The sequence below is a fragment of the Gammaproteobacteria bacterium genome (genome assembly GCA_016712635.1).
Lineage (GTDB): Bacteria > Pseudomonadota > Gammaproteobacteria > SZUA-140 > SZUA-140 > JADJWH01.
This window is the reverse complement of sequence record JADJQS010000015.1, coordinates 118,254-140,012: the sequence shown is the minus strand read 5'-3', so window position 1 is coordinate 140,012 and position 21,759 is coordinate 118,254. Positions and strand designations below refer to the sequence as shown.

Sequence of the window (21,759 nt, the reverse complement as noted above, 5' to 3'; positions counted from 1 at the left end):
CCACACTAGCAAAGCCCGATGACAATCCGATGAAGATTGGATGACGTCCGGATGAATGGACCGGAAGACGCGCAAACGCCTCCAGTCTGTACACGGCGATGGACGCGCAGAAGAGATAGTGGCACTAGCGCCGAATCACGCGGCACGGCAGATCGTATCGAGAGGATGAATGATAAAACTGGAAATACTGTTCGAATTACGTACTAGGGATATCCGATAGCACTACTAGTAGTAAAGATCTAATTCCAATATCAGACAATGGTATCAGGCCATGGTGACCTGGTACGCAGCAGCGGTGGACCTGTTTCCCTCTATTGGATCATAGCCATATTTTTCGAACCACCAGCGATATTTATCCATGATGGCGGCGGACAATTCCGGATCAAGAGAACCTTTCCAGGAACCGGCGCGCCCATCCGTGATGTGGTCGGGATGAAACAGATTGACCTCGTGATAATACGGATTCCTGGGGCCGGGCGAGTCATAGCTCATCCCCTCGATCTCATGAATGATCTCTGCGGCACTCGACGCCGGAGCCCCGGTTTGCGGCGACAACATAAACTTTATTCGTATCGTCTCCATCAAATCCGCGATAATGCCGCCCTTGTCATGCAACATGTGTTCGTACTTCATGGTGTAATCGGCGCAACGCATCCACATCTCGTGGCTCCGGACATACTCGTCCACCCATGCCATTTCCGCCGGTCCGCCGAATCTGCGCTGCTGGCTGGCCACCGCGTCGCGGATATCCCGATAGGAATAGAAGATTGCGCGGGCGCAATCGGCGATAGGAGTCACGTGGAAGTGCAGCTTCAACAGGATGAACGGATTGTCGCTCAATCTGGACAGATCCTGGATCCATCCCGACCCGACCCGCGAGAAGACCATGGGATAGCCCTGCAGCAGCAGGCGCAGGGCATTGAACATCCAGGTGCTTCCGGATCGCGGCATACCGGCGGACAGGAGCACGGCCGGCCTCTTCTGCATGCGAATCCCTCCTGTATCTCGACGCCGATTCGCAAACTGCCCGGACCACAAGGGGAAACCCGGACCAGGCATGCGGAGGGCGGCTGGCATCCCTATCCCGCTTCTTCCTTGCGCCGGCGCTGTCCCCAGGTGGTGGGTCAGACACCGGGTATTACTGTGTCGATGCTGATACTGGAATTGGCTACATTCCTGTAGACGGGACTTGGCGGGGGATAGTTCCCTGAAGCGACGAGATTATTGTCCAGGCCGGACGTCTCGTTCTGCAAGGGATCGCGTAATATTGAGGAAAGAGATGTGAAGAAGACTTATGCAGCAGCGCCGGCGATTGTATGCGGCCATCCGTTTATCCATTCGAGATTTCGTTTTTCAATCGCATTATGGCGATGCACACCGCTGTGGAGGCCGCAGAGTACGGCGTGCCTGCATTCAACATGGCTTCGGCATCAGCGTACTTTTCTGCGTTGATCGTCTGCGCCACCTTGCCTGCCTCGACATGAAAAGCAGCATGATTATCCACGCATGTCGTATAGGATTTGAAGGTGGCATACTTATCGTTCGCGGCACCATGTAGCCAGTGCCCAAGATCACAGCAATCATCTCGGGCGATCACCGAAACATCCAGTGTTTCCCGTTCGGCGATAGCGCTCCCGAACCTCCCCTTCCAGTCCATATGCACTTCGATAGCCTTATTAAGATCCATAATATCCTTCGCGTAAGTGATGGCTTGACCTGTTTATCGGCACAGTCTACAACTGGTGCCACAGCCGTTCTACCGTAACCTGGTCACATCAGCCAACGCCGTTCGGATAAGCGGACCCATGCCATGCAAGGCCATGGAACCTGTCAGGTGGTGACTTACTCCACGGTCACCGATTTCGCGAGGTTGCGCGGCTTGTCGACGTCGGTGCCCTTCTGCAGCGCCGTGTGATACGCGAGCATCTGCACCGGAATGACATGCACGATCGGTGAGAGGATCCCGACGTGGCGCGGGGTGCGGATGACGTGCACGCCTTCGCTCTCGGCAAAATGGCTGTCCAGGTCGGCGAACACGAACAGCTCACCGCCGCGCGCGCGCACCTCCTGCATGTTCGATTTCACCTTTTCCAGCAGCGCGTCATTCGGCGCGATCACGACCACCGGCATGTCACTGTCTACCAGGGCCAGCGGGCCGTGCTTCAATTCACCGGCGGGATAGGCCTCGGCGTGGATGTAGGAAATCTCCTTCAGCTTGAGCGCGCCCTCAAGGGCGATCGGATAGTGGATGCCGCGCCCGAGGAACAGTGCATGATGGCGCGGCGCGAAACCGCGGGCCCACTCGGCGACCTGCGGCTCAAGGTTGAGCGCGTGCTGCACACTGCCGGGCAGGTGGCGCAGCGCATCGATGTAGCCGGCCTCCTGCTCCGGCGCGAGCCGCCCGCGCACCCGCGCAAGCGTGACCGCCAGCGTGAACAACGCGGCGAGCTGGGTCGTGAAGGCCTTGGTTGAGGCCACGCCGATCTCTGCCCCGGCGCGGGTGTAGAATACCAGCCTTGATGCGCGCGGGATGGCGCTCTCCTGCACGTTGCAGATCGACAGCGTCTGGCGCTGACCGAGCGACTTGGCGTGTTTGAGCGCCTCCATCGTGTCCAGCGTCTCGCCCGACTGGGAGATGGTGACGACAAGCTGCCTCGGGTCCGGGACCGACACGCGGTAACGGAACTCGCTCGCGATCTCCACCGTGACCGGCACTCCGGCGATGGCCTCGATCCAGTATTTCGCGGTCAGCCCCGCGTAATAGCTCGTGCCCGCCGCCAGGATGAGGACGCCGTGAATGTCCCGGAAGACATCCACGGCCTCGGCTCCGAACAGCGCCGGATCAAAACCCTGCCCCGTGACGACAGGCTCGATCGTGTCGGTGAGCGCGCGCGGCTGTTCGTGGATCTCTTTCTGCATGAAGTGGCTGTAGGGCCCCAGTTCCATTGAGGCGAGCGAGACGTTGCTCACGTGCACCGGTCGCTCGACCTTCACCCCGCTACTGTCGACGATGGTGACGCGGTCGCGGGTGATCTCCGCCACGTCACCCTCTTCGAGGTAGACCACACGGCGCGTACAGGACAGGACGGCGGAGACGTCCGAGGCGATGAAGTTCTCGCCCTCGCCCATACCGATGAGCAGCGGACAACCCACGCGAGCGCAGGTCATGGTATCGGGGGAATCGAGCGCCACCACGCCGATCGCGAAGGCGCCGACAAGCTCGCCGACCGCGCGCTGTGTCGCGGTGAACAGATTTTTGCATTCCTTGTAATGAAAGTAGACGAGATGCGCGATCACCTCGGTGTCGGTCTGCGACTCGAAGCTGTAACCAAGGGACTGCAGGCGCCGGCGATGTTCGTCGTGGTTCTCGATAATGCCGTTGTGGACTACGGCGATGACGCCGTGTGAAATATGCGGATGCGCGTTGGGCTCCGTGACGCCGCCGTGGGTCGCCCAGCGCGTGTGGCCGATGCCGACCATGCCCTGCAGTCCCTCGGCAACCGCCTTGCTCTGCATGTCGGCGACGCGGCCGACGGCGCGCACGCGCCGGATGCCGCCGTTGATCACGGCCACGCCCGCGGAATCATAGCCACGATATTCGAGGCGGCTCAGCCCCTCGATCAGGATGGGAACGACGTTGCGCCCCGCCACGGCGCCGACGATGCCGCACATGCTAGAGCCACCTCTGCAGGAGTAAGGCGTGAGGCGTGAGGCGTAAAGCGTCAAACCCGATGGGTCGCCTCATGGTCATCAGAGTATGCGCTGGCTGGGCTGAGAATGGCGAAATCCAGCGCGGACTGTAGACCGTTGGGTTTCGTACCTCAGCCCAACCTGCATTTATTGAATGTTCAGAAGACATCAGTCGATTCTTACTCCTTGGTCGTTTACCTTTACGCCTCACGCCTGACACCTCACTCCCTGCCTTTCTTCACCGGCCGTTTCCATCCCTTGCGCGTTTCCTGCCGTGTGCGGCTGAGAGTCAGCTCCCCTGGCGGTGCGTCGCGCACGATCGTGGAACCGGCGCCGATGGTGGCCCCGGCGCCGACTTTCACCGGCGCCACCAGCTGGGTGTCGGAGCCGATGAAGGCGCGGTCGCCGATCTCGGTGCGATGCTTGTTGGCGCCGTCGTAGTTGCAGGTGATTGTGCCGGCGCCGACGTTCACCTCGCGCCCGATCGTGGTATCCCCGATGTAGCTCAGGTGATTGATCTTGGAGCCGGCGCCGATGCTGGATTTCTTCACCTCGACAAAATTGCCGATATGCGCACCGCCGTCGATTTCCGTTTCCGGGCGCAGGCGCGCAAAGGGGCCGATGCGGCAACCCGGTCCGATATCGGCATCTTCGATCACGCAATGGGACTCCACACGTGTATCGGTGCCGATACTCGCATCGCGGATCACGCTGTACGGCCCGATGTAGACCCTGTCGCCGAGCGCAACGCGCCCCGTCAGCACCACGCCGGCGTCGATGACCACGTCGCGGCCGGCGGACAGCTCGCCGCGCAGATCGAAGCGATCGGGATCGATCAGCGTCACGCCCTGCAGCATCAGGCGGTCAGCCTGACTACGCTGATACCAGCGTTCGAGCGCCGCGAGCTGGAGCCGGTTGTTCACGCCGAGGATCTCCTCGTTAACGCGCGGACTCACCGTATGCACGGCACTGCCTTCGCCGACCGCGCGCGCGATCACGTCGGTCAGGTAGAACTCACCCTGGGCATTGCAGTTCTTCAGCCCGGCCAGCCAGCGCCGCAGCGCGCCGCCCCTGGCCGCGAGAAAGCCGGTGTTGATCTCGCGGATTGCGCGCTCTTCATCACTCGCATCCTTATCCTCCACGATGCGCAGGACATTGCCCGCCTGATCGCGCACGATGCGCCCGTAGCCGGCCGGATCCTCCAGTTGCGCTGTGATGAGCGCGAGGTCGCCGCGCCCGGTGGCGGCAAGCAGCCGCTGCAGCGTCCGCGCCTCGATCAGCGGTACATCACCGTACAGCACGAGAGCGGTATCCTCGCCGGACAGCGCCGGCAACACCTGCTGCACCGCGTGACCCGTGCCGAGTTGCTCGGACTGCTCCACCCAGTCGACATGTATCTCATCGAGCCGCGCGCGCACCTGCCCGCCGCCGTGCCCGTAGACGACGAGAACACGCTCCGGGTTGAGGGAGAACGCCGTCGTCACCACATGCTCGAGCAATGGGACGCCCCCGAGCGGATGCAGGACCTTGGGCAGGTCGGAGCGCATCCGGGTCCCGCCGCCCGCCGCCAGTATGATTACCTTGAGTCCCATGCAGACTTAATCAGGATGACAGATTGAAGCCGCGCGGAACGGCATGGCGCATACCGCCGCGTTGAAACCGGTGGTCGCCCGCCGGCGTTCCCGTGAAAATCGCCCACATGCGGCTATTCTACGCAAGATCGCGCCCCAAACCCAGCAGACGGCCCAGACGCGCGGCCGGCATTGAGGTGTTCATGCCGTACAGTCGGGCCACGCCGCCCGGGCGCGGGTCCGGCCGCGGAAAACATCCAGGCTTCAATCTGGATCGGAGAGGCGGGAACGGGCGGTCTATCGCCCGGCTTTATCGCGCAGTTTCTTGATGGCCTGCAGCTGGGCGACCGCCTCGGCGAGTTCCGACTGGGCGCGGGCATACTCGAATTCCGAGCTCTTGTCGCGCAGGGCCTGCTCGGCGCGTTCCTTGGCCTGCAGGGCCGCGGCCTCGTCGAGGTCCTTCGCGCGCAGGGCGGTGTCGGCCAGCACGGTGACAACGTGGGGCTGGATCTCCAGCATGCCGCCGGAGACATAGAAGAACTGTTCCTCGCCGCCGCCGGTGCGGATGCGCACCTCGCCGGGCTTGAGCTGGGTCAGCAGCGGGGCATGACGCGGCAGTATGCCGACCTCGCCCATCACTGCCGGGGCGAACACCATCTCGGCCGGACCGGAAAAGATCTCTTCCTCCGCGCTCACGATGTCGACGTGCATGGTCATGGCCATAATGCCCCCTTCCCCTTCTGATGCAATCCGTTACTGCAGTTTCTTCGCCTTTTCGACCGCCTCGTCGATGGTGCCGACCATGTAGAAGGCCTGCTCGGGCAGGTGGTCGTATTCACCGGCGACGATCGCCTTGAACGCACTGATGGTGTCCTTCAGCGCGACGTACTTGCCGGGCGAGCCGGTGAACACTTCCGCGACGGTGAACGGCTGCGACAGGAAGCGCTGGATCTTGCGCGCGCGGGCCACGATACGGCGGTCGGTTTCCGACAGCTCGTCCATGCCGAGGATCGCGATGATGTCCTTCAGTTCCTTGTAGCGCTGCAGCGTGCTCTGCACGCTGCGCGCGGTGTCGTAGTGCTCCTGGCCCACGACCAGCGGATCGAGCTGGCGGCTGGTGGAGTCGAGCGGGTCCACCGCGGGGTAGATGCCGAGCTCGGCGATCTGGCGCGACAGCACGACAGTGGCGTCGAGGTGCGCGAAGGTGGTCGCCGGCGACGGATCGGTGAGGTCGTCCGCGGGCACGTACACGGCCTGGATCGAGGTGATCGAGCCGGTCTTGGTCGAGGTGATGCGTTCCTGCAGGGCGCCCATCTCCTCGGCCAGCGTCGGCTGGTAGCCCACCGCCGACGGCATGCGCCCGAGCAGCGCCGACACCTCGGTGCCGGCGAGGGTGTAGCGGTAGATGTTGTCGATGAAGAGCAGCACGTCGCGGCCTTCGTCGCGGAAGTACTCGGCCATCGTCAGGCCGGTCAGCGCCACGCGCAGGCGGTTGCCCGGGGGCTCGTTCATCTGGCCGTAGACCATCGCCACCTTGGATTTCTGGAAGTCTTCGACGTTGACCACGCCCGACTCCTGCATTTCATGGTAGAAGTCGTTGCCTTCGCGGGTGCGCTCGCCGACGCCGGCGAACACCGACAGGCCGGAGTGCTCGGTGGCGATGTTGTTGATCAGCTCCATCATGTTGACGGTCTTGCCGACGCCGGCGCCGCCGAACAGGCCGACCTTGCCGCCCTTGGCGAACGGGCACAGCAGGTCGATGACCTTGATGCCGGTCTCGAGCAGTTCGGTCGAACCCGACTGGTCCTCGTAGCTGGGCGCCTTGCGGTGGATCGCCCAGCGCTCCTTCTCGCCGATCGGGCCGCGCTCGTCGATCGGTCTCCCGAGCACGTCCATGATGCGACCCAGGGTTTCGATGCCGACCGGCACCGAGATCGGGGCCTTGGTGTTGGATACCGACTTGCCGCGCGTCAGACCATCCGAGGTGCCCATGGCGATGGTGCGCACCACGCCGTCGCCCAGCTGCTGCTGCACTTCCAGCGTCAGCTTGGTGTCGTCGACGAACAGCGCATCGTAAACCTTGGGCATCCCATCGCGCGGGAACTGCACGTCGATGACCGCACCGATGATCTGAACAATTTTCCCTGCACTCATTGCCTGATTCCCCTTAAAGTTACGGTGAGGAGTGAGGGGTAAGGTGTGAGGCGAAAAACCTCGATACACACCTTGCTCCTCACGCCTCACCCCTCACATATTTAAACCGCCGCGGCTCCGCCGACGATCTCGGCGATCTCCTGCGTGATCGCCGCCTGGCGCGCCTTGTTGTAGATCAGCTGCAGCTCGTTGATGAGCGTACCCGCGTTGTCCGAGGCGGACTTCATAGCCACCATGCGCGCGGCCTGCTCGCAGGCGAGGTTCTCCACCACGCCCTGGTATACCAGCGACTCGACGTACCGCGTCAGCAGCTGGGTCAGCACGTCCTTCGCCTCAGGCTCGTACAGATAATCCCAGTGGTGCTTGAGCTGCTCGTCCTCGCTCGGCACGATCGGCAGCAGCTGCTCGACGCTGGCGCGCTGGCTCATGGTGTTGACGAACTGGTTATAAACCAGATAGAGCCGGTCGATGCGACCCTCGTCGTAGGCGTCCAGCATCACCTTGACCGTGCCGATCAGGTCGGAGATCTGCGGCGCATCGCCCAGATGGCTGGCCTGCGCCACCACCTTGCCGCCCATGCGCGAGAAGAAGCCCGCCGCCTTGGCGCCGATGGTGCACAGTTCGATCGCGTTGCCGGCGTCGTGCCAGCGCTTCATCTCGCCGACCACGGTGCGGAACATGTTCGTGTTCAGACCGCCGCACAGGCCGCGATCCGTCGAGATGACGATCAGGCCGACGCGCTTGCCGCTGCGATCCTGCATGTACGGATGCTTGTACTCGGGATGGGCGTGGGCGAGATGCGCGATCACATTGCGGATCTTCTGCGCGTAGGGGCGCGCGGCGTTCATGCGGCCCTGGGCCTTGCGCATCTTGCTCGCGGCGACCATCTCCATCGCCCGGGTGATCTTCCGCGTGTTCTTGATGCTGTTGATCTTGACGCGGATTTCCTTGCCGACGGCCATCGGATTCTCCGTTTACCAGACGTTGCTCTTCTTGAACGACTCGATCGCTGCGCGCAGCCCCTTTTCGATCTCGTCGTTGTAGTCGCCGGTGTTGTTGATCTTGTCGAGCAGTGCGCCGTGCTGGGACTTCATGTAGCTGTGCAGCGCGGCCTCGAAGGCGCCGATCTTGACCAGCTCGACGTCGTCGAGGAACCCCTGGTTGGCGGCGAACAGCGAGACAGCCTGCTCGGCGACGCTGAGCGGCGAATACTGCTTCTGCTTCATCAGTTCGGTGACGCGCTGGCCGCGCTCGAGCTGCTTGCGGGTCGTCTCGTCGAGGTCGGAGGCGAACTGGGCGAATGCCGCGAGTTCGCGGTACTGCGCAAGGTCGAGGCGGACGCCGCCGCCGAGCTTCTTGATGATCTTGGTCTGGGCGGCGCCGCCGACGCGCGACACGGACAGACCGGCGTTGATGGCGGGCCGGATGCCGGAGTTGAACAGGCTGCTCTCCAGGTAGATCTGCCCGTCGGTGATCGAGATCACGTTGGTCGGCACGAAGGCGGACACGTCGCCGGCCTGCGTCTCGATGATCGGCAGCGCGGTGAGCGAGCCGGTCTTGCCCTTGACCTTGCCGCCGGTGATCTTCTCGACGTACTCGGCATTGATGCGCGAAGCGCGTTCGAGCAGGCGCGAGTGCAGGTAGAACACGTCGCCCGGATAGGCCTCGCGGCCGGGCGGACGCTTCAGCAGCAGCGAGATCTGGCGGTAGGCCCAGGCCTGCTTGGTCAGATCGTCATAGACGATCAGTGCGTCTTCGCCGATGTCGCGGAAGTACTCGCCCATGGCGCAGCCGGAGTACGGCGCGATGAACTGCATGGCAGCCGGATCGGAGGCGCTCGCCGCGACGATGATGGTGTGTCCCATCGCGCCGTGCTCCTCCAGCTTGCGCACCACGTTGGCGATGGAGGAGGCCTTCTGGCCGATCGCGACGTAGATGCACTTAACGCCGGTGCCCTTCTGGTTGATGATGGCGTCGATCGCGACCGCGGTCTTGCCGGTCTGGCGGTCACCGATGATGAGCTCGCGCTGGCCGCGGCCGATCGGGACCATCGCGTCGATCGCCTTGAGGCCGGTCTGCACCGGCTGGCTGACCGATTTGCGCGCGATCACGCCCGGAGCCACCTTCTCGATCGGAGAAGTGGCAGTGGCCTGGATCGGACCCTTGCCGTCGATCGGATTGCCGAGAGAATCGACCACGCGGCCGATCAGGCCCTCGCCGACCGGCACCTCTAGGATGCGCCCGGTGCACTTGACGGTGTCACCCTCACTGATGTGGGTGTAGGGCCCCAGCACCACGGAGCCGACGGAGTCGCGCTCGAGGTTGAGCGCCATGCCGTAGGTGTTGCCGGGGAACTCGAGCATTTCGCCGTACATCACCTCGGCCAGGCCGTGGATGCGCACGATGCCGTCGGTCACGCTGACCACGGTGCCCTCGGTGCGAGCCTCGGTGACGGCCTCGAACTTCTCGATCCGCTGCCGGATGAGCTCACTGATCTCTGCTGCGTTCAACTGCATAATCCTATCCCCTCAAAGAGTTCAAACTAGTGGGACAGCGCGTTCGCGAGCCTGTCCAGATGTCCCGTCACCGAACCGTCGATGACCATGTCCCCGGCGCGGATCACCGCGCCGCCGACCATCGTCTCGTCGGTCGAGCTTTTCAAACTGACTTCGCGCCCAAGGCGCTTCTTCAAGGCGGCGATGATGCCCGCCTGCTGCTCCGCGCTCAGGGGGAATGCCGATACGACCTCGGCCTGCACGACCTTTTCCGCGTCGGCGCGGTAGTGCGCGAACAGCACGCTGATCTCCGGCAGCAGGTCGAGACGGCGGTTCTCCACCAGCAGCTTGACCAGCGCCTTGCCGTGACCATCGAGGCGTTCGCCGCAGATGTCCACGACCAGCTTGGCCAGCTCGGGGCGCGCGATGCGCGGGTTGCCGATCAGGCGCTGCATGCGGGGATCGGCCGTGACCGCGGTCAGCAACTGCAGGCGGTCCGACCACGCCCCGAGCTGCTTCTGCGCAGCGGCCAGCTCGAAAACGGCCTGCGCATACGGACGGGCGATGGTGCTCTTCTCGGCCATGGTGTTTCTCCGGCCTTAAATCTGCGATACCAGGTCTTTCAGCAGATCGTCATGCGCCCTGCGGTCGATTTCGCGCTTGATGATCTTGCTGGCACCGGCTGCCGCGAGCGTCGAGACCTGCGTGCGCAGCTGCTCCTTCGCGCGATTGACCTCCTGCGCGATCTCGGCGTGGGCGCCGGTGACGAGGCGCTCGGCCTCGGTGCGCGCGTCCGCCTTCGCCTCCTCGACGATCTCGCTCGCGCGCTTCTCGGACTGCGCCAGGATCTCGGCGGCCTTGACGCGCGCCTCCTGGATCAGATCCTTGGCGCGCTTCTCCGAAAGTTCGAGCTCGTGCTTGCCCTTGTCCGCGGCGGCCAGGCCATCGGCGATGCGCTTCTGCCGGTCGGCGAGCATCCTGTTGAGCGGCCCCCACAGCAGCTTGTTGACGAATATGATCAGCAGCACGAAGGCTATGATCTGTCCGATCAGCGTAGCGTTGATGTTCATCTAACTTGGTCCTCTTGCGTCTGGCCCGGCGTCACGGTCAGCGGCGCCGGCGCGGATCGTATCTCAGAGCGTGCCGATCGCGCTGCTCAGCGCCCCGACGAAGGGGTTGGCGAACAGGAACCACATCGCGAAGGCGAGGATGATGAAGGGGAACGATTCCATCAGACCCGCGAAGATGAACATGTTGGTCATCAGGGCCGGGCGCATTTCGGGCTGGCGCGCGATACCTTCCAGGGTCTTGGCGCAAATCAGGCCCCAGCCGATGGCCGAGCCCAGACCGGCGGCGGCCAGGATGACGCCGACGCCGACGGCGGTGTAGGCGTAGATTTGTGCGAGCATCTCGGGTGTCATTGCTTTCTCTCCTTTAATAAATCAAATATCAACAATTCCGGAACAGCGTGTTCGGGCCCTGCCGCGCCTCGCAGCCTAGTGATCCTCGACATGGGCCATGCCCAGGTAGACCAGGGTCAGCACCATGAAGATAAAGGCCTGCAGCGTGATCACCAGCAGGTGGAAGATCAGCCAGCCGAGGTCGAGCACCACCTGCAGCGGGAACCAGAACAGGTATCCCACCAGACCGACCGCCAGCGTACCGCCGATCAGCGCGATGAGCAGGAACACCAGCTCGCCGGCGAACAGGTTGCCGAACAGTCGCAGCCCCAGGCTGAGCGGCTTGGCCAGCTCCTCGATCAGCGTCATCACGATATTGACCGGGATGAAGAACTTGCCGAAGGGATGGAACAGGAACACCTTGAAGTAGCCGATCGGCCCCTTGACCTTGAAGTTGTAGAACAGGATCAGGCCGAATACGGTGAGTGACATCGCCATCGTGGTGTTGAGGTCGGTGGTGGGCACGACCTTCAGATACGGTATGCCGACGGCGGCGGCGATCATGGGCAGCAGGTCCACCGGGATGAGGTCCATGAAGTTCATCAGCCACACCCACACGAAGATGGTGAGTGCGAGCGGGGCAATCAGCGGATTGTGCCCGGGGAAGGTGTCCCGCACCTGGCCCTGCACGAATTCAATGATTGTTTCGACGAAATTCTGGAAGCCGGACGGCGCCTCCACGTTCAGGCGCCTGCCGAGGCGCCAGCTCACCAGGATGATGACGAGGGCGAGCAGGATGCTGAAAAACAGCGTGTCCACGTGCCAGGCCCAGAAGCCGGCCGCCTTGTGCGTGACCGGGTCGCAGTCGCCGGCGCACAGATTGGTCAGGTGATGCTGGATGTAGGCAACGGTACCGCCGCCATCGGAGGAATGTTCTTCTGCGCTCAACTTCGCATGCTCCGTCTTTATATATTTGTTACTAGTCCTTCTGCGCCCGGCCCGCGGCCATCATGAAGGCCAGTTGCACCGCGATAAACCCGACCACGACGGCGAGCGGCGCCAGTTTCAGCACGGCCAGCCCGACGGTCAGGAGCACCAGTACCAGCACGAAGCGCGCCGCGGCACCGGCGTACAGCACCGCCTGACTCGCTTTCGCGCTCCGCATGCGGCCGGCGAGCAGCACGCCGCGGCTCAGCAGCAGGCTCATGCCCAGGCTCACCGCCCCGCCATACGCTGCCGACCACGCGGCTGCGGGACCTTCGACCGTAAAAAAACCCGCAGCTGCGGCCAATCCGATCCCCATCTGCAGACCGATCACCCGGCGGGTTTTTGCACGCAACTCGTGGCCGGCGGAATCCAAACTAAACGTTCCTGCTCAGCAACTTGTAGACCTTCAGGAAGCCTCCCACAGCCCCCAAGCCGGCAAATACTAGCATAAAGATCGGTCGACTATCCAGCCACGTGTCAACAGCATAACCCAGCAGGAATCCCGCGACGATCATCGATGTCAGGATCGTACCGACCCCGATCAGGACAAGACCGGCGCCCTTCGGTGGAGGCATGGGTTGGCCGTCCGGGCAAAATCGAGCGGGTGAGTATAGCGCGCGGAAAAAGGAACATGCAAGGACTGAAAATGCAGGGAAATCACGCAGCGGAAACTGCGGCGCGGCGTTGGGAAACCGCCGCGCGGCGGGCCTACTTGATGTGCTCGAGGATCCCCTCGAGTTCATCCAGACTGTTGTAATGCACCACGAGCTTGCCCCTGCCCTTGGCGTTGTACTGTATGTCGACGCTCGCGCCGAGCCGTCCCGCGAGGTCTTCCTGCAGGCGGCGCACGTCGGGATCCATGGCGCGCTGTTCCGCCGGAACCGGCGCATGCGCGCCGACCCGTTGCAGGTGCCGCACCAGCTGTTCGGTCTCGCGCACCGACAATCCCTTGGCCGCGACTCGACGTGCGGCCTCGCTCTGCAGCGGTCCCTGCAGGGCGAGCAGCGCGCGCGCGTGGCCCATGTCGATCTCGCGCAGCTCGATGCGCTGCTTCACATCATCGTTGAGCTCGAACAGGCGCAGCAGGTTGGAGACGGCGGCACGCGAACGGCCCACCGCCTCCGCGGCGAGCTGGTGTGTCAGGCCGAATTCCTCGATCAGGCGCTTGAGTGCGAGGGCCTCTTCGAGTGGGTTGAGATTTTCGCGCTGGATGTTTTCGATCAAGGACATCGCCATGGCGGCCTGGTCCGGCACGTCGTGCACGACGACCGGCACCTCGTGCAGGCCGGCCATCTGCGCCGCGCGCCAGCGCCGCTCGCCGGCGATGATCTCGTAGGCGCCGGCGCCGATCGGCCGCACCACGATGGGCTGCACCACGCCCTGGGCGCGGATCGAGTCGGCCAGATCCTGCAGGGTTTCCGGCCGCATGTCCGAACGCGGCTGGTAACGGCCGCGGCGCAGCAGGTCCACCGGCAGCTTCAGCTGGCGGTCGCCCTTGTCGGCCGCCGCGGCGGCCGGAGCCGGCGGGGCGGCGGTCGCGACCGCCGCCTGACCCAGCAGGGCGTCCAGACCCCGGCCCAGTCCTCTCTTTTTAACGCTCATGTGCGTGACCCTGTTCGTCCTGTACCCTACAGCGCGGGCGCGGCCTCGCCCTTCATGCCCTTGCGCAGCATCTCCCCCGCCAGCGCCAGATAGGCGCGCGCGCCCTGCGAGGCCCTATCATACAGCATGACCGGGAGGCCGTGGCTGGGCGCCTCGGCCAGTCGCACGTTGCGCGGGATGATGGTGTTGAACACCTGTTCGCCGAAGTGATCGAGCAGCTGGGCGGAAACATCGTTGGCGAGCCTGTTGCGCGGATCGAACATGGTGCGCAGCAGACCCTCCACGCGCAGCTCGAAATTCAGGGTGGTGCGGATCTTCTCGATGGTGTCGAGCAGCGCGGTCAGACCCTCAAGCGCGTAGTACTCGCACTGCATCGGGATGATGACGCCCTGCGCGGCGACCAGGGCGTTGACAGTCAGCATGTTGAGCGAGGGCGGGCAGTCGATGATGATGTAGTCGTATTCCGCGAGCACCGGCTGCAGCGCCCGGCGCAGGCGCTGTTCGCTCTCCGCGTGCGTCATCAACTCGACCTCGGCGGCGGTCAGATCGCCGTTGGACGGCACCAGTGCATAACCCGCCTGCGCGGTCGGCACTGCGGCCTCCGCCAGCGTACACTCCCCGAGCAGGACCTCGCAGCTTCCCGCCGCGAGGCGATTCTTGTCGACACCGCTGCCCATGGTGGCGTTGCCCTGCGGATCGAGGTCGACCAGCAGGACGCGGCGCCTGGTCGCGGCCAGGGATGCCGAGAGATTGACGCTGGTGGTGGTCTTGCCGACCCCGCCCTTCTGATTCGCGACCGCGATGATCCTGGCCATAGCTTCCCGATGCTGCGCCGCCCACGATGACGGCGCGTCTTTCCCGCGTTCATTGCCGGGGCCGTACATGGTAACCCGGATGCGCCGAGTTTAGCGCGGATTCCGCCCCGCGCCATCCGCCCGGATCAGCCGGACGGCGGGGAACAGCAGGCCAAGCGTACCAGATAGCGCTCCGCGTCCAGGCCCGGCACGCACAGAGGCTCCACAGAAAGCAGAGGGAAGGACGGCGGGAGGCCCGCCAGTTCCTCCGCCGGATAGCGGCCCTTCATGGCGAGCAGGCAGCCATCGCGGCGGCACAGGTGGCCGGCCGTCCGCACAGTCTCCGCCAGGATCGCGAAAGCGCGCGTGACGACGGTATCGAACCCCTCTGCCGGCCGGAAGTCCTCCGCGCGCCGGCACTCCACTGCAACGTTGTCGAGCTTCAGCTCGGCGACGGCCTGGCCCAGGAATCGGGTCTTCTTGCGGTTGCTGTCCAGCAGGACGACCTGACACCGGGGCAACGCCAGGGCGAGCGGAATACCGGGCAGCCCGGCGCCCGAACCGACGTCGATGATGCGCGGGGCCTTAATGTACGGGACGACGGCGAGGCTGTCGAGCAGGTGGCGCGTGATCATTTCGCCACGGTCGCGCACCGCGGTCAGGTTGTAGGCGCGGTTCCATTTCTCGAGCAGGTCGAGGTACGCGAGCAACCGGTCCCGCGCCGCTGCCGGCAGCGCCAGACCCAGCCCGGTCAGGCCCGCATCCAGCAGCGTCTCATCCGCCACGCCCGCGTCCCGCTACGAGGCTGGACCGCGCCATGCGCGTCATCCATGGTTGTTCAAGTTGATGCGGACCGGGCTGGTGTGCCAGATTTCCTCGGCGTACTCGCGGATGGTGCGATCGCTGGAGAACTTGCCCATGGCGGCCACGTTCAGGACCGCCTTGCGTGTCCAGGCGTCGGCATCACGGTACAGGGTGGAGATGCGGTCCTGGCATTCGACATACGCAGCGTAGTCCGCCAGCAGCAGGTAGCGGTCCCCGCCGGCGGTCAGGGCATGCACCACAGGCCGGAACAGGTCCTCCTGGTCGGGCGAGAAAAAGCCTCCGCCGATCATGTCGAGCACGCGCCTCAGTTCCTCGTTTCCATGGAGGTAGTCCCATGGGTTGTAGCCGTCACGCTTCAGGCGGGCAACCTCCTCGGTGGTATGGCCGAAGATGAAGATATTGTCGTGGCCGACCTCATTGCGGATCTCGACGTTGGCGCCGTCGAGGGTGCCGATGGTAAGCGCCCCGTTCAGCGCCAGTTTCATGTTGCCGGTGCCCGAGGCCTCGGTGCCGGCCATGGAGATCTGCTCCGACAGCTCTGCGGCGGGAATGATGTCACTCGCGGTAGAAACGTCATAGTTCGGAATGAACACCACCTTGAGCCGGTCCGCCACTGCGGGATCGTTATTGATGATGTCGCCGACGTCGTTGGTCAGCTTGATGATCAGCTTGGCCATGGCGTAACCGGGCGCGGCCTTGCCCGAGAAGATGCAGACACGCGGCACGATGTCCGCCCCCCCGCGAACGCGGTTGTACAGCGTGATGACGTACAGCAGGTTGAGCAGCTGGCGCTTGTATTCGTGCATGCGCTTGATCTGCACGTCGAACATCGCGTCGGTACGCAGCTCCAGTCCCATGTGACGCCGGATCAGGGCGACCAGGCGCTCCTTGTTCTGCAGCTTCACGGCGCGAAACTCGGCGCGGAAACCCGCATCCTCCGCCAGCGGCGCCAGCCGGCTGAGCTGGTCAAGGTCGGTCACCCAGCCGTCGCCGATGCGCGCGCTGATCAGCCGCGACAGCGGCTGGTTGACATGGTGCAGCCAGCGGCGTGGCGTCACGCCATTCGTCTTGTTGACGAACTTGTCGGGGTAGAAGCGGTCAAAATCGGCGAAGATGGTGTCCTTCATCAGCTGCGAGTGCAGCTGCGCCACCCCGTTCACGCGATGACTGCCGATGATCGCGAGATGCGCCATCCGGATGCGGCGTTCGCCGTCCTCGTGAATGATCGACATGCGCCGCAGCAGGTCCACGTCGCCGGGATGCCGGTGTATCACGTCTTTCAGGAAGTTGTGATTGATCTCATAGATAATCTGCAGGTGGCGCGGCAGAATCCTGGCGAACAGACTCACCGGCCAGGTCTCCAGCGCCTCGGGCATCAACGTGTGATTGGTGTAGGCAAAGCTGCCCGTGACGATCTTCCAGGCACGCTTCCATTCCATCTTGTGCTCATCGACCAGGATGCGCATCAGCTCGGCGATGGCAATCGCCGGGTGGGTGTCGTTCAGCTGTATCGCCACCTGCTCGGGCAATAAATCGAGAGAATCATGATATTTATCAAAGCGATAAAGAATGTCTCGCAGGGTGGCGCTGACGAAGAAATACTGCTGCTTGAGGCGCAGCTCCTTGCCCATGGAGGTGGTATCGTCGGGGTAGAGCACGCGCGATATGTTTTCCGACTCCGCCTCCGCCTCCACCGCCTTGATGTAGTTGCCCTCGTTGAAATAGCCAAGATCGAAGTCGCGCGAGGACTTCGCCGACCACACGCGCATGTTGTTCACGGTGCTGGTACCGTAACCCGGGATGGGGGTGTCGTAGGCCATCGCGATGACCTCCTCGGTGTCCACCCAGTGGTGGCGCGCCACACCGTGCTCGTCGGTGTAGTCGACCACGCGCCCGTTGAAACGCACCGGGTAGAGGACCTCGGCGCGCGGGAACTCCCACGGGTTGCCGTAGCGCAGCCAGTTGTCCGGATGTTCGATCTGGCGGCCGTTCTCGATCTTCTGTTTGAACATCCCGTACTCGTAGCGGATCCCGTAGCCGTAGCCCGGAATGCCCAGGGTGGCCATGGAATCGAGAAAACAGGCCGCCAGCCGGCCCAGGCCGCCGTTGCCGAGCGCCGCCTCGGGCTCGACCTCGATGATCGTCTCGATGTCGATGCCGAACTCCCGCAGCGCCTCCCCGACGGCGTCGTAGATGCCCATGTTGCGCAGGTTGTTGGCCAGGCTGCGCCCGATCAGGAACTCCATAGACAGGTAATACACCCGCTTGGCGTTCTCCCGGTAATAGGTGCGCATGGTCTCCATCCAGCGCTCCATCATGCGGTCACGCACCGTATAGGAAACGACATGGAACCAGTCGCGCGGTGTCGCCGTATACATATCTTTGCCCACGCGGTATTCCAGCGTGTTTGCCATGGAACGCTGGATGGCCTTCACGTCCATACCGAGGTAGTCGTACTTGAGCGTGCGTACTGTAGTGGTTTTAGGCGCCATGGTTTCCTTTCTCTTATATACTGTGCTGACTGCGGGGTCCGTCCGGTAGAAACAGCCGGGCTATGTTAGCATGCCGGCCCTTTTCGACACTCTACCGGTCCTGTGTTTTGCCTTTAACTTTATGTGTTTGTCATACTGAACAGGTATAATGCACCTATGATCAGAACGAATCGCGCGAAGCTCCGCGCGTTTATATATGCGCTAGCCGGTCACCCTCCCGTCCGCTTACGGGCGATCACCCCGGCTTGGCTGCTGGCGGCGGCGTTGCTGCTGCCGGCGGCGACGCGCGCCGAGCCCGTCACGCTCAACCTCAAGGATGCCGACATCAGCGCGGTCATCGGCACCATCTCCGAGATCACCGGCAAGAATTTCATCGTCGACCCGCGCGTCAAGGGCAAGATCACCATCATCTCCTCGCGCCCGATGGAGTCAGACGAGGTCTACCAGGTCTTCCTCTCGGTGCTGGACGTGTACGGGTTTTCCGCCGTACCGAGCGGCAAGGTGGTGAAGATCATCCCCGATGCCAACGCCAAGCAGATCGCCGTACCGACCACCGACGACGACTCCCCCGGGCGCGGCGACGAGTTCGTCACGCGGGTCATCGAATTGCGCAACGTTTCCGCTGCACAATTAGTGCCAATTCTGCGCCCTCTGGTGCCACAGCAGGGCCATCTGGCGGCCTACGTACCGAGCAACATGCTGATCATCGCGGACCGCGCCTCCAACATCACCCGCCTGGTGAACCTGATCAACCGCATCGACCTGCCGAGCAGCGAAGAGATCGAGATCGTGCCGCTGCAGCACGCCTCCGCCGCCGAAATCGTGCGCATCATGACCGCGCTGGCGCAGCAGGACAAGGCGCGCGGCGGCGGCGCCCCCACCGACCCCGAAGCCAGCCCGGTGCTGATCGCCGACGAGCGAACCAACAGCGTGCTGATCGGGGGCGGCAAGTCCGGCCGCCTGCGCCTGCGGGCCCTCATCTCCCATCTCGACACGCCGCTGCAGACCCAGGGCAATACCCGCGTCATCTACCTGCGCTATGCCCAGGCCAAGGATCTGGTGCCGGTGCTGACCGGCGTCAGCAGCAGCGTGGAACAGCAGGGCAAGGTCGCCGGACAGGCCGCCGCCGCGCCCGCCAACAACCTGCCGATCAACATCCAGGCGGACGAGAGCAGCAACTCCCTGGTAATCACGGCGCCGCCCGACATCTTCAACGCGCTGGAGGGCGTCATCAAGCAGCTCGATATCCGCCGCGCCCAGGTCATGGTCGAGGGCATCATCGCCGAGGTCTCCACCGACCGCAACAACGAGCTCGGCGTGCAGTGGATCGCCGACGGGACCCCGGGCGGCAACGGCCCGGTCGGGGTGACCAACTTCAGCAACAGCGGCAGCATCAGCGACATCGCCACCGCGATCGCGACGTCCGGCATTCCCAGCTTCGGCAACGGCCTGACGCTGGGCGTGGGCCGGTTCAACTCCGATGACGTCAACTTCGCCGCCATCCTGCAGGCGCTGAAGAGCGACGGCTCGACCAACATCCTGTCCACCCCATCGCTGGTCACACTCGACAACGAGGAGGCCGAGATCGTGGTCGGCCAGGAGGTGCCGTTCGTCACCGGCTCCTTCACCAGCACCGGGACCGGGACCGGCAACGTGACCAATCCGTTCCAGACCATCTCGCGCGAGAACGTCGGCATCACGCTGAAGGTCAAGCCGCAGATCAACGAGGGCGACGCCGTCAAACTGGACATCGAACAGACCATCGACAGCCTGAGCACCGCCGCCGGCGCGGTCGACCTGATCACCAACACACGTTCGATCAAGACCAGCATCATCGTCGATGACCGCCAGGTGGTGGTGCTCGGCGGCCTGATCCGCGACGACGTGCAGGAGAGCTTACAGAAGGTGCCTCTGCTCGGCGACATCCCGCTGCTCGGCATGCTGTTCCGTTCCAAGACTGCGACCAAAAACAAGACCAACCTGATGGTGTTCCTGCAAACCACCATCCTGCGCGACGTGGCCATGATGAACCGGCTGACCGGCAGCAAGTACAACTACATCCGCAACATCCAGCTCGATACGCGCGACAAGGGCCTGCTGATGATGCCGGATAGCGAGGCACCGGTCATGCCGGCGCTGGATGATCTGCTCGCGCTGCCGCCGGCACCGGGCGGCACTGCGGGACGCGGCGCGGAGCAGGCCGCCCCGAAATAATCATGAGGGAATCGCTCGAATCCCTGCTGCCCGACGCGCTGCTCGACGATATCGCCCCCGCAGCGCGCGAACGGCGGCGGCGCCTGCCGTTCGCCTATGCCAAGCGCAACGGCGTCCTGGTCACCGACATCGCGGACGGCCGCGCCGTCACCGTGTGCCGGGCGGGGGTCACCGCCCAGGTGCTGTCCGAGGTGCGCCGCTACATGGACCTCCCGCTTGCGCCGCGCCTGATCGCGCCGGAAGAATTCGATCGCATGCTGCAGGAGACCTACGAATCGGACAGCGCCGAGACCATGCAGATGATGGGCGATATGGGCGAGGATCTCGACCTGTCGCAGATCGCGCAGCAGATGCCGGAACCCGAGGATCTGCTCGAGAGCCAGGACGACGCCCCCATCATACGGCTCATCAACGCCCTGCTCACCGAGGCGGTCAAGATCAACGCCTCCGACATCCACATCGAACCGTACGAATACCGACTGGTGGTGCGCTTCCGCGTCGACGGCATCCTGCGCGAGGTGCTTGAGCCTGCGCGCGTGCTCGCGCCCGTGCTGGTTTCGCGCGTCAAGGTGATGGCCAGGCTCGACATCGCCGAGAAGCGCCTGCCGCAGGATGGCCGCATCTCGTTGCGCATCGCCGGCCGTGCCGTCGATGTGCGCGTCTCCACCCTGCCAAGCGGACACGGCGAGCGCGTGGTGATGCGCCTGCTCGACAAGCAGGCCGGGCGCCTCGACCTCGAACACCTGGGGATGGCGCCCGACGGACTCGTGCGTGTGGAACACATCATCCGCCGCCCGCACGGCATCATCCTGGTCACCGGACCCACGGGATCCGGCAAAACCACCTCGCTCTACGCCATGCTGTCGCGCGTGAACGACAAGCGCCGCAACATCATGACAGTGGAGGATCCTATCGAGTACTACATCGACGGCATCAGCCAGACCCAGGTGCAGATGAAGGTCGAGATGACCTTCGCGCGCGGACTGCGCGCCATTCTGCGCCAGGACCCGGACATCGTCATGGTCGGCGAGATCCGCGACCTCGAGACGGCGGAGATCGCGGTGCAGGCGAGCCTGACCGGACACCTCGTGCTGTCGACCCTGCACACCAACAGCGCCATAGGTGCGGTGATGCGCCTGCGCGACATGGGCGTGGAGCCGTTCCTGCTGTCCTCCAGCCTGATCGGCGTGCTGGCCCAGCGCCTGGTGCGCCTGCTGTGTCCCGAGTGCAAGTATCCGCACACCGCAACCGCCGCCGAGTGCGAGGATCTCGGCGTGGCCGCCGCCACGCTGTACACCGCACAGGGCTGCAGCAGCTGCAACTTCACCGGCTATCATGGCCGCACCGCGATCTTCGAGGTGATCGAGATCAACGACCGCATGCGCACCATGATCCACGACCAGATCTCGGAGCAGGAACTCGAGGCGTATGCCCACAGCCGCGGCGCGAGCATCTACCAGGACGGTATCCGCCGCGTCCTCGCCGGCGACACCACCCACGAGGAAGTCCTGCGCGTCACCCACCAGGACGACTGA

At 63.9% G+C, this 21,759-nt stretch carries 20 protein-coding genes; 2 read left to right on the top strand and 18 right to left on the bottom strand.

The window, feature by feature from the left end:
* Positions 1-264: 264 nt before the first annotated feature.
* From IPK65_13615 to IPK65_13530, 18 genes are all read right to left on the bottom strand, one after another.
* Positions 265-927 carry a hypothetical protein gene (locus tag IPK65_13615; protein ID MBK8164123.1) on the bottom strand — a complete coding sequence of 221 codons (663 nt, stop codon included), beginning with the start codon at positions 925-927 and terminating at the stop codon, positions 265-267.
* A gap of 403 nt (positions 928-1,330) precedes the next feature.
* On the bottom strand, positions 1,331-1,687 hold the full coding sequence (locus IPK65_13610; protein MBK8164122.1) for a CZB domain-containing protein: 357 nt from the start codon (positions 1,685-1,687) through the stop codon (positions 1,331-1,333).
* A 155-nt stretch (positions 1,688-1,842) separates the two neighbouring features.
* A complete protein-coding gene (gene glmS, locus IPK65_13605) occupies positions 1,843-3,672 on the bottom strand; it encodes a glutamine--fructose-6-phosphate transaminase (isomerizing) (protein ID MBK8164121.1) in 1,830 nt (609 codons plus the stop codon).
* 239 nt (positions 3,673-3,911) lie between these two features.
* On the bottom strand, positions 3,912-5,282 hold the full coding sequence (glmU, locus tag IPK65_13600) for a bifunctional UDP-N-acetylglucosamine diphosphorylase/glucosamine-1-phosphate N-acetyltransferase GlmU (GenBank protein ID MBK8164120.1): 1,371 nt from the start codon (positions 5,280-5,282) through the stop codon (positions 3,912-3,914).
* Positions 5,283-5,558: 276 nt separating this feature from the next.
* Entirely contained in the window at positions 5,559-5,984 is a 426-nt protein-coding gene (locus tag IPK65_13595; GenBank protein MBK8164119.1) for a F0F1 ATP synthase subunit epsilon, read from the bottom strand.
* Positions 5,985-6,014: 30 nt separating this feature from the next.
* Entirely contained in the window at positions 6,015-7,415 is a 1,401-nt protein-coding gene (gene atpD / locus IPK65_13590; GenBank protein MBK8164118.1) for a F0F1 ATP synthase subunit beta, read from the bottom strand.
* 101 nt (positions 7,416-7,516) lie between these two features.
* Positions 7,517-8,377, bottom strand: coding sequence for a F0F1 ATP synthase subunit gamma (gene atpG / locus IPK65_13585; protein MBK8164117.1), 861 nt, complete (start codon positions 8,375-8,377; stop codon positions 7,517-7,519).
* Positions 8,378-8,389: 12 nt separating this feature from the next.
* Positions 8,390-9,931: a F0F1 ATP synthase subunit alpha gene (locus IPK65_13580; protein ID MBK8164116.1), complete on the bottom strand. Its 1,542-nt coding sequence runs from the start codon at positions 9,929-9,931 to the stop codon at positions 8,390-8,392.
* A 26-nt stretch (positions 9,932-9,957) separates the two neighbouring features.
* Positions 9,958-10,494, bottom strand: a complete 537-nt coding sequence (locus IPK65_13575) for a F0F1 ATP synthase subunit delta (protein MBK8164115.1) — start codon at positions 10,492-10,494, stop codon at positions 9,958-9,960.
* A 15-nt stretch (positions 10,495-10,509) separates the two neighbouring features.
* Positions 10,510-10,980: a F0F1 ATP synthase subunit B gene (locus IPK65_13570; GenBank protein ID MBK8164114.1), complete on the bottom strand. Its 471-nt coding sequence runs from the start codon at positions 10,978-10,980 to the stop codon at positions 10,510-10,512.
* A 63-nt stretch (positions 10,981-11,043) separates the two neighbouring features.
* Entirely contained in the window at positions 11,044-11,331 is a 288-nt protein-coding gene (gene atpE, locus IPK65_13565) for a F0F1 ATP synthase subunit C (GenBank protein MBK8164113.1), read from the bottom strand.
* A gap of 75 nt (positions 11,332-11,406) precedes the next feature.
* Complete coding sequence (atpB, locus tag IPK65_13560; GenBank protein MBK8164112.1) at positions 11,407-12,258, bottom strand: F0F1 ATP synthase subunit A; 852 nt, start codon at positions 12,256-12,258, stop codon at positions 11,407-11,409.
* Positions 12,259-12,289: 31 nt separating this feature from the next.
* Positions 12,290-12,649 carry an ATP synthase subunit I gene (locus IPK65_13555; GenBank protein MBK8164111.1) on the bottom strand — a complete coding sequence of 120 codons (360 nt, stop codon included), beginning with the start codon at positions 12,647-12,649 and terminating at the stop codon, positions 12,290-12,292.
* A gap of 22 nt (positions 12,650-12,671) precedes the next feature.
* On the bottom strand, positions 12,672-12,872 hold the full coding sequence (locus tag IPK65_13550; GenBank protein ID MBK8164110.1) for an AtpZ/AtpI family protein: 201 nt from the start codon (positions 12,870-12,872) through the stop codon (positions 12,672-12,674).
* Between the two features lie 133 nt (positions 12,873-13,005).
* Positions 13,006-13,899, bottom strand: coding sequence for a ParB/RepB/Spo0J family partition protein (locus IPK65_13545; protein ID MBK8164109.1), 894 nt, complete (start codon positions 13,897-13,899; stop codon positions 13,006-13,008).
* Positions 13,900-13,925: 26 nt separating this feature from the next.
* Positions 13,926-14,714 carry a ParA family protein gene (locus IPK65_13540; protein ID MBK8164108.1) on the bottom strand — a complete coding sequence of 263 codons (789 nt, stop codon included), beginning with the start codon at positions 14,712-14,714 and terminating at the stop codon, positions 13,926-13,928.
* A gap of 125 nt (positions 14,715-14,839) precedes the next feature.
* Positions 14,840-15,478 (bottom strand): 16S rRNA (guanine(527)-N(7))-methyltransferase RsmG, encoded by a 639-nt coding sequence (rsmG, locus tag IPK65_13535; protein MBK8164107.1) that lies wholly within the window; start codon positions 15,476-15,478, stop codon positions 14,840-14,842.
* 39 nt (positions 15,479-15,517) lie between these two features.
* Positions 15,518-17,959: a glycogen/starch/alpha-glucan phosphorylase gene (locus tag IPK65_13530; protein ID MBK8164106.1), complete on the bottom strand. Its 2,442-nt coding sequence runs from the start codon at positions 17,957-17,959 to the stop codon at positions 15,518-15,520.
* A 207-nt stretch (positions 17,960-18,166) separates the two neighbouring features.
* Here IPK65_13530 and gspD point away from each other — a divergent pair, with 207 nt between their 5' ends.
* Positions 18,167-20,224 carry a type II secretion system secretin GspD gene (gspD, locus tag IPK65_13525; protein MBK8164105.1) on the top strand — a complete coding sequence of 686 codons (2,058 nt, stop codon included), beginning with the start codon at positions 18,167-18,169 and terminating at the stop codon, positions 20,222-20,224.
* A 2-nt stretch (positions 20,225-20,226) separates the two neighbouring features.
* On the top strand, positions 20,227-21,759 hold the full coding sequence (gspE, locus tag IPK65_13520) for a type II secretion system ATPase GspE (protein ID MBK8164104.1): 1,533 nt from the start codon (positions 20,227-20,229) through the stop codon (positions 21,757-21,759).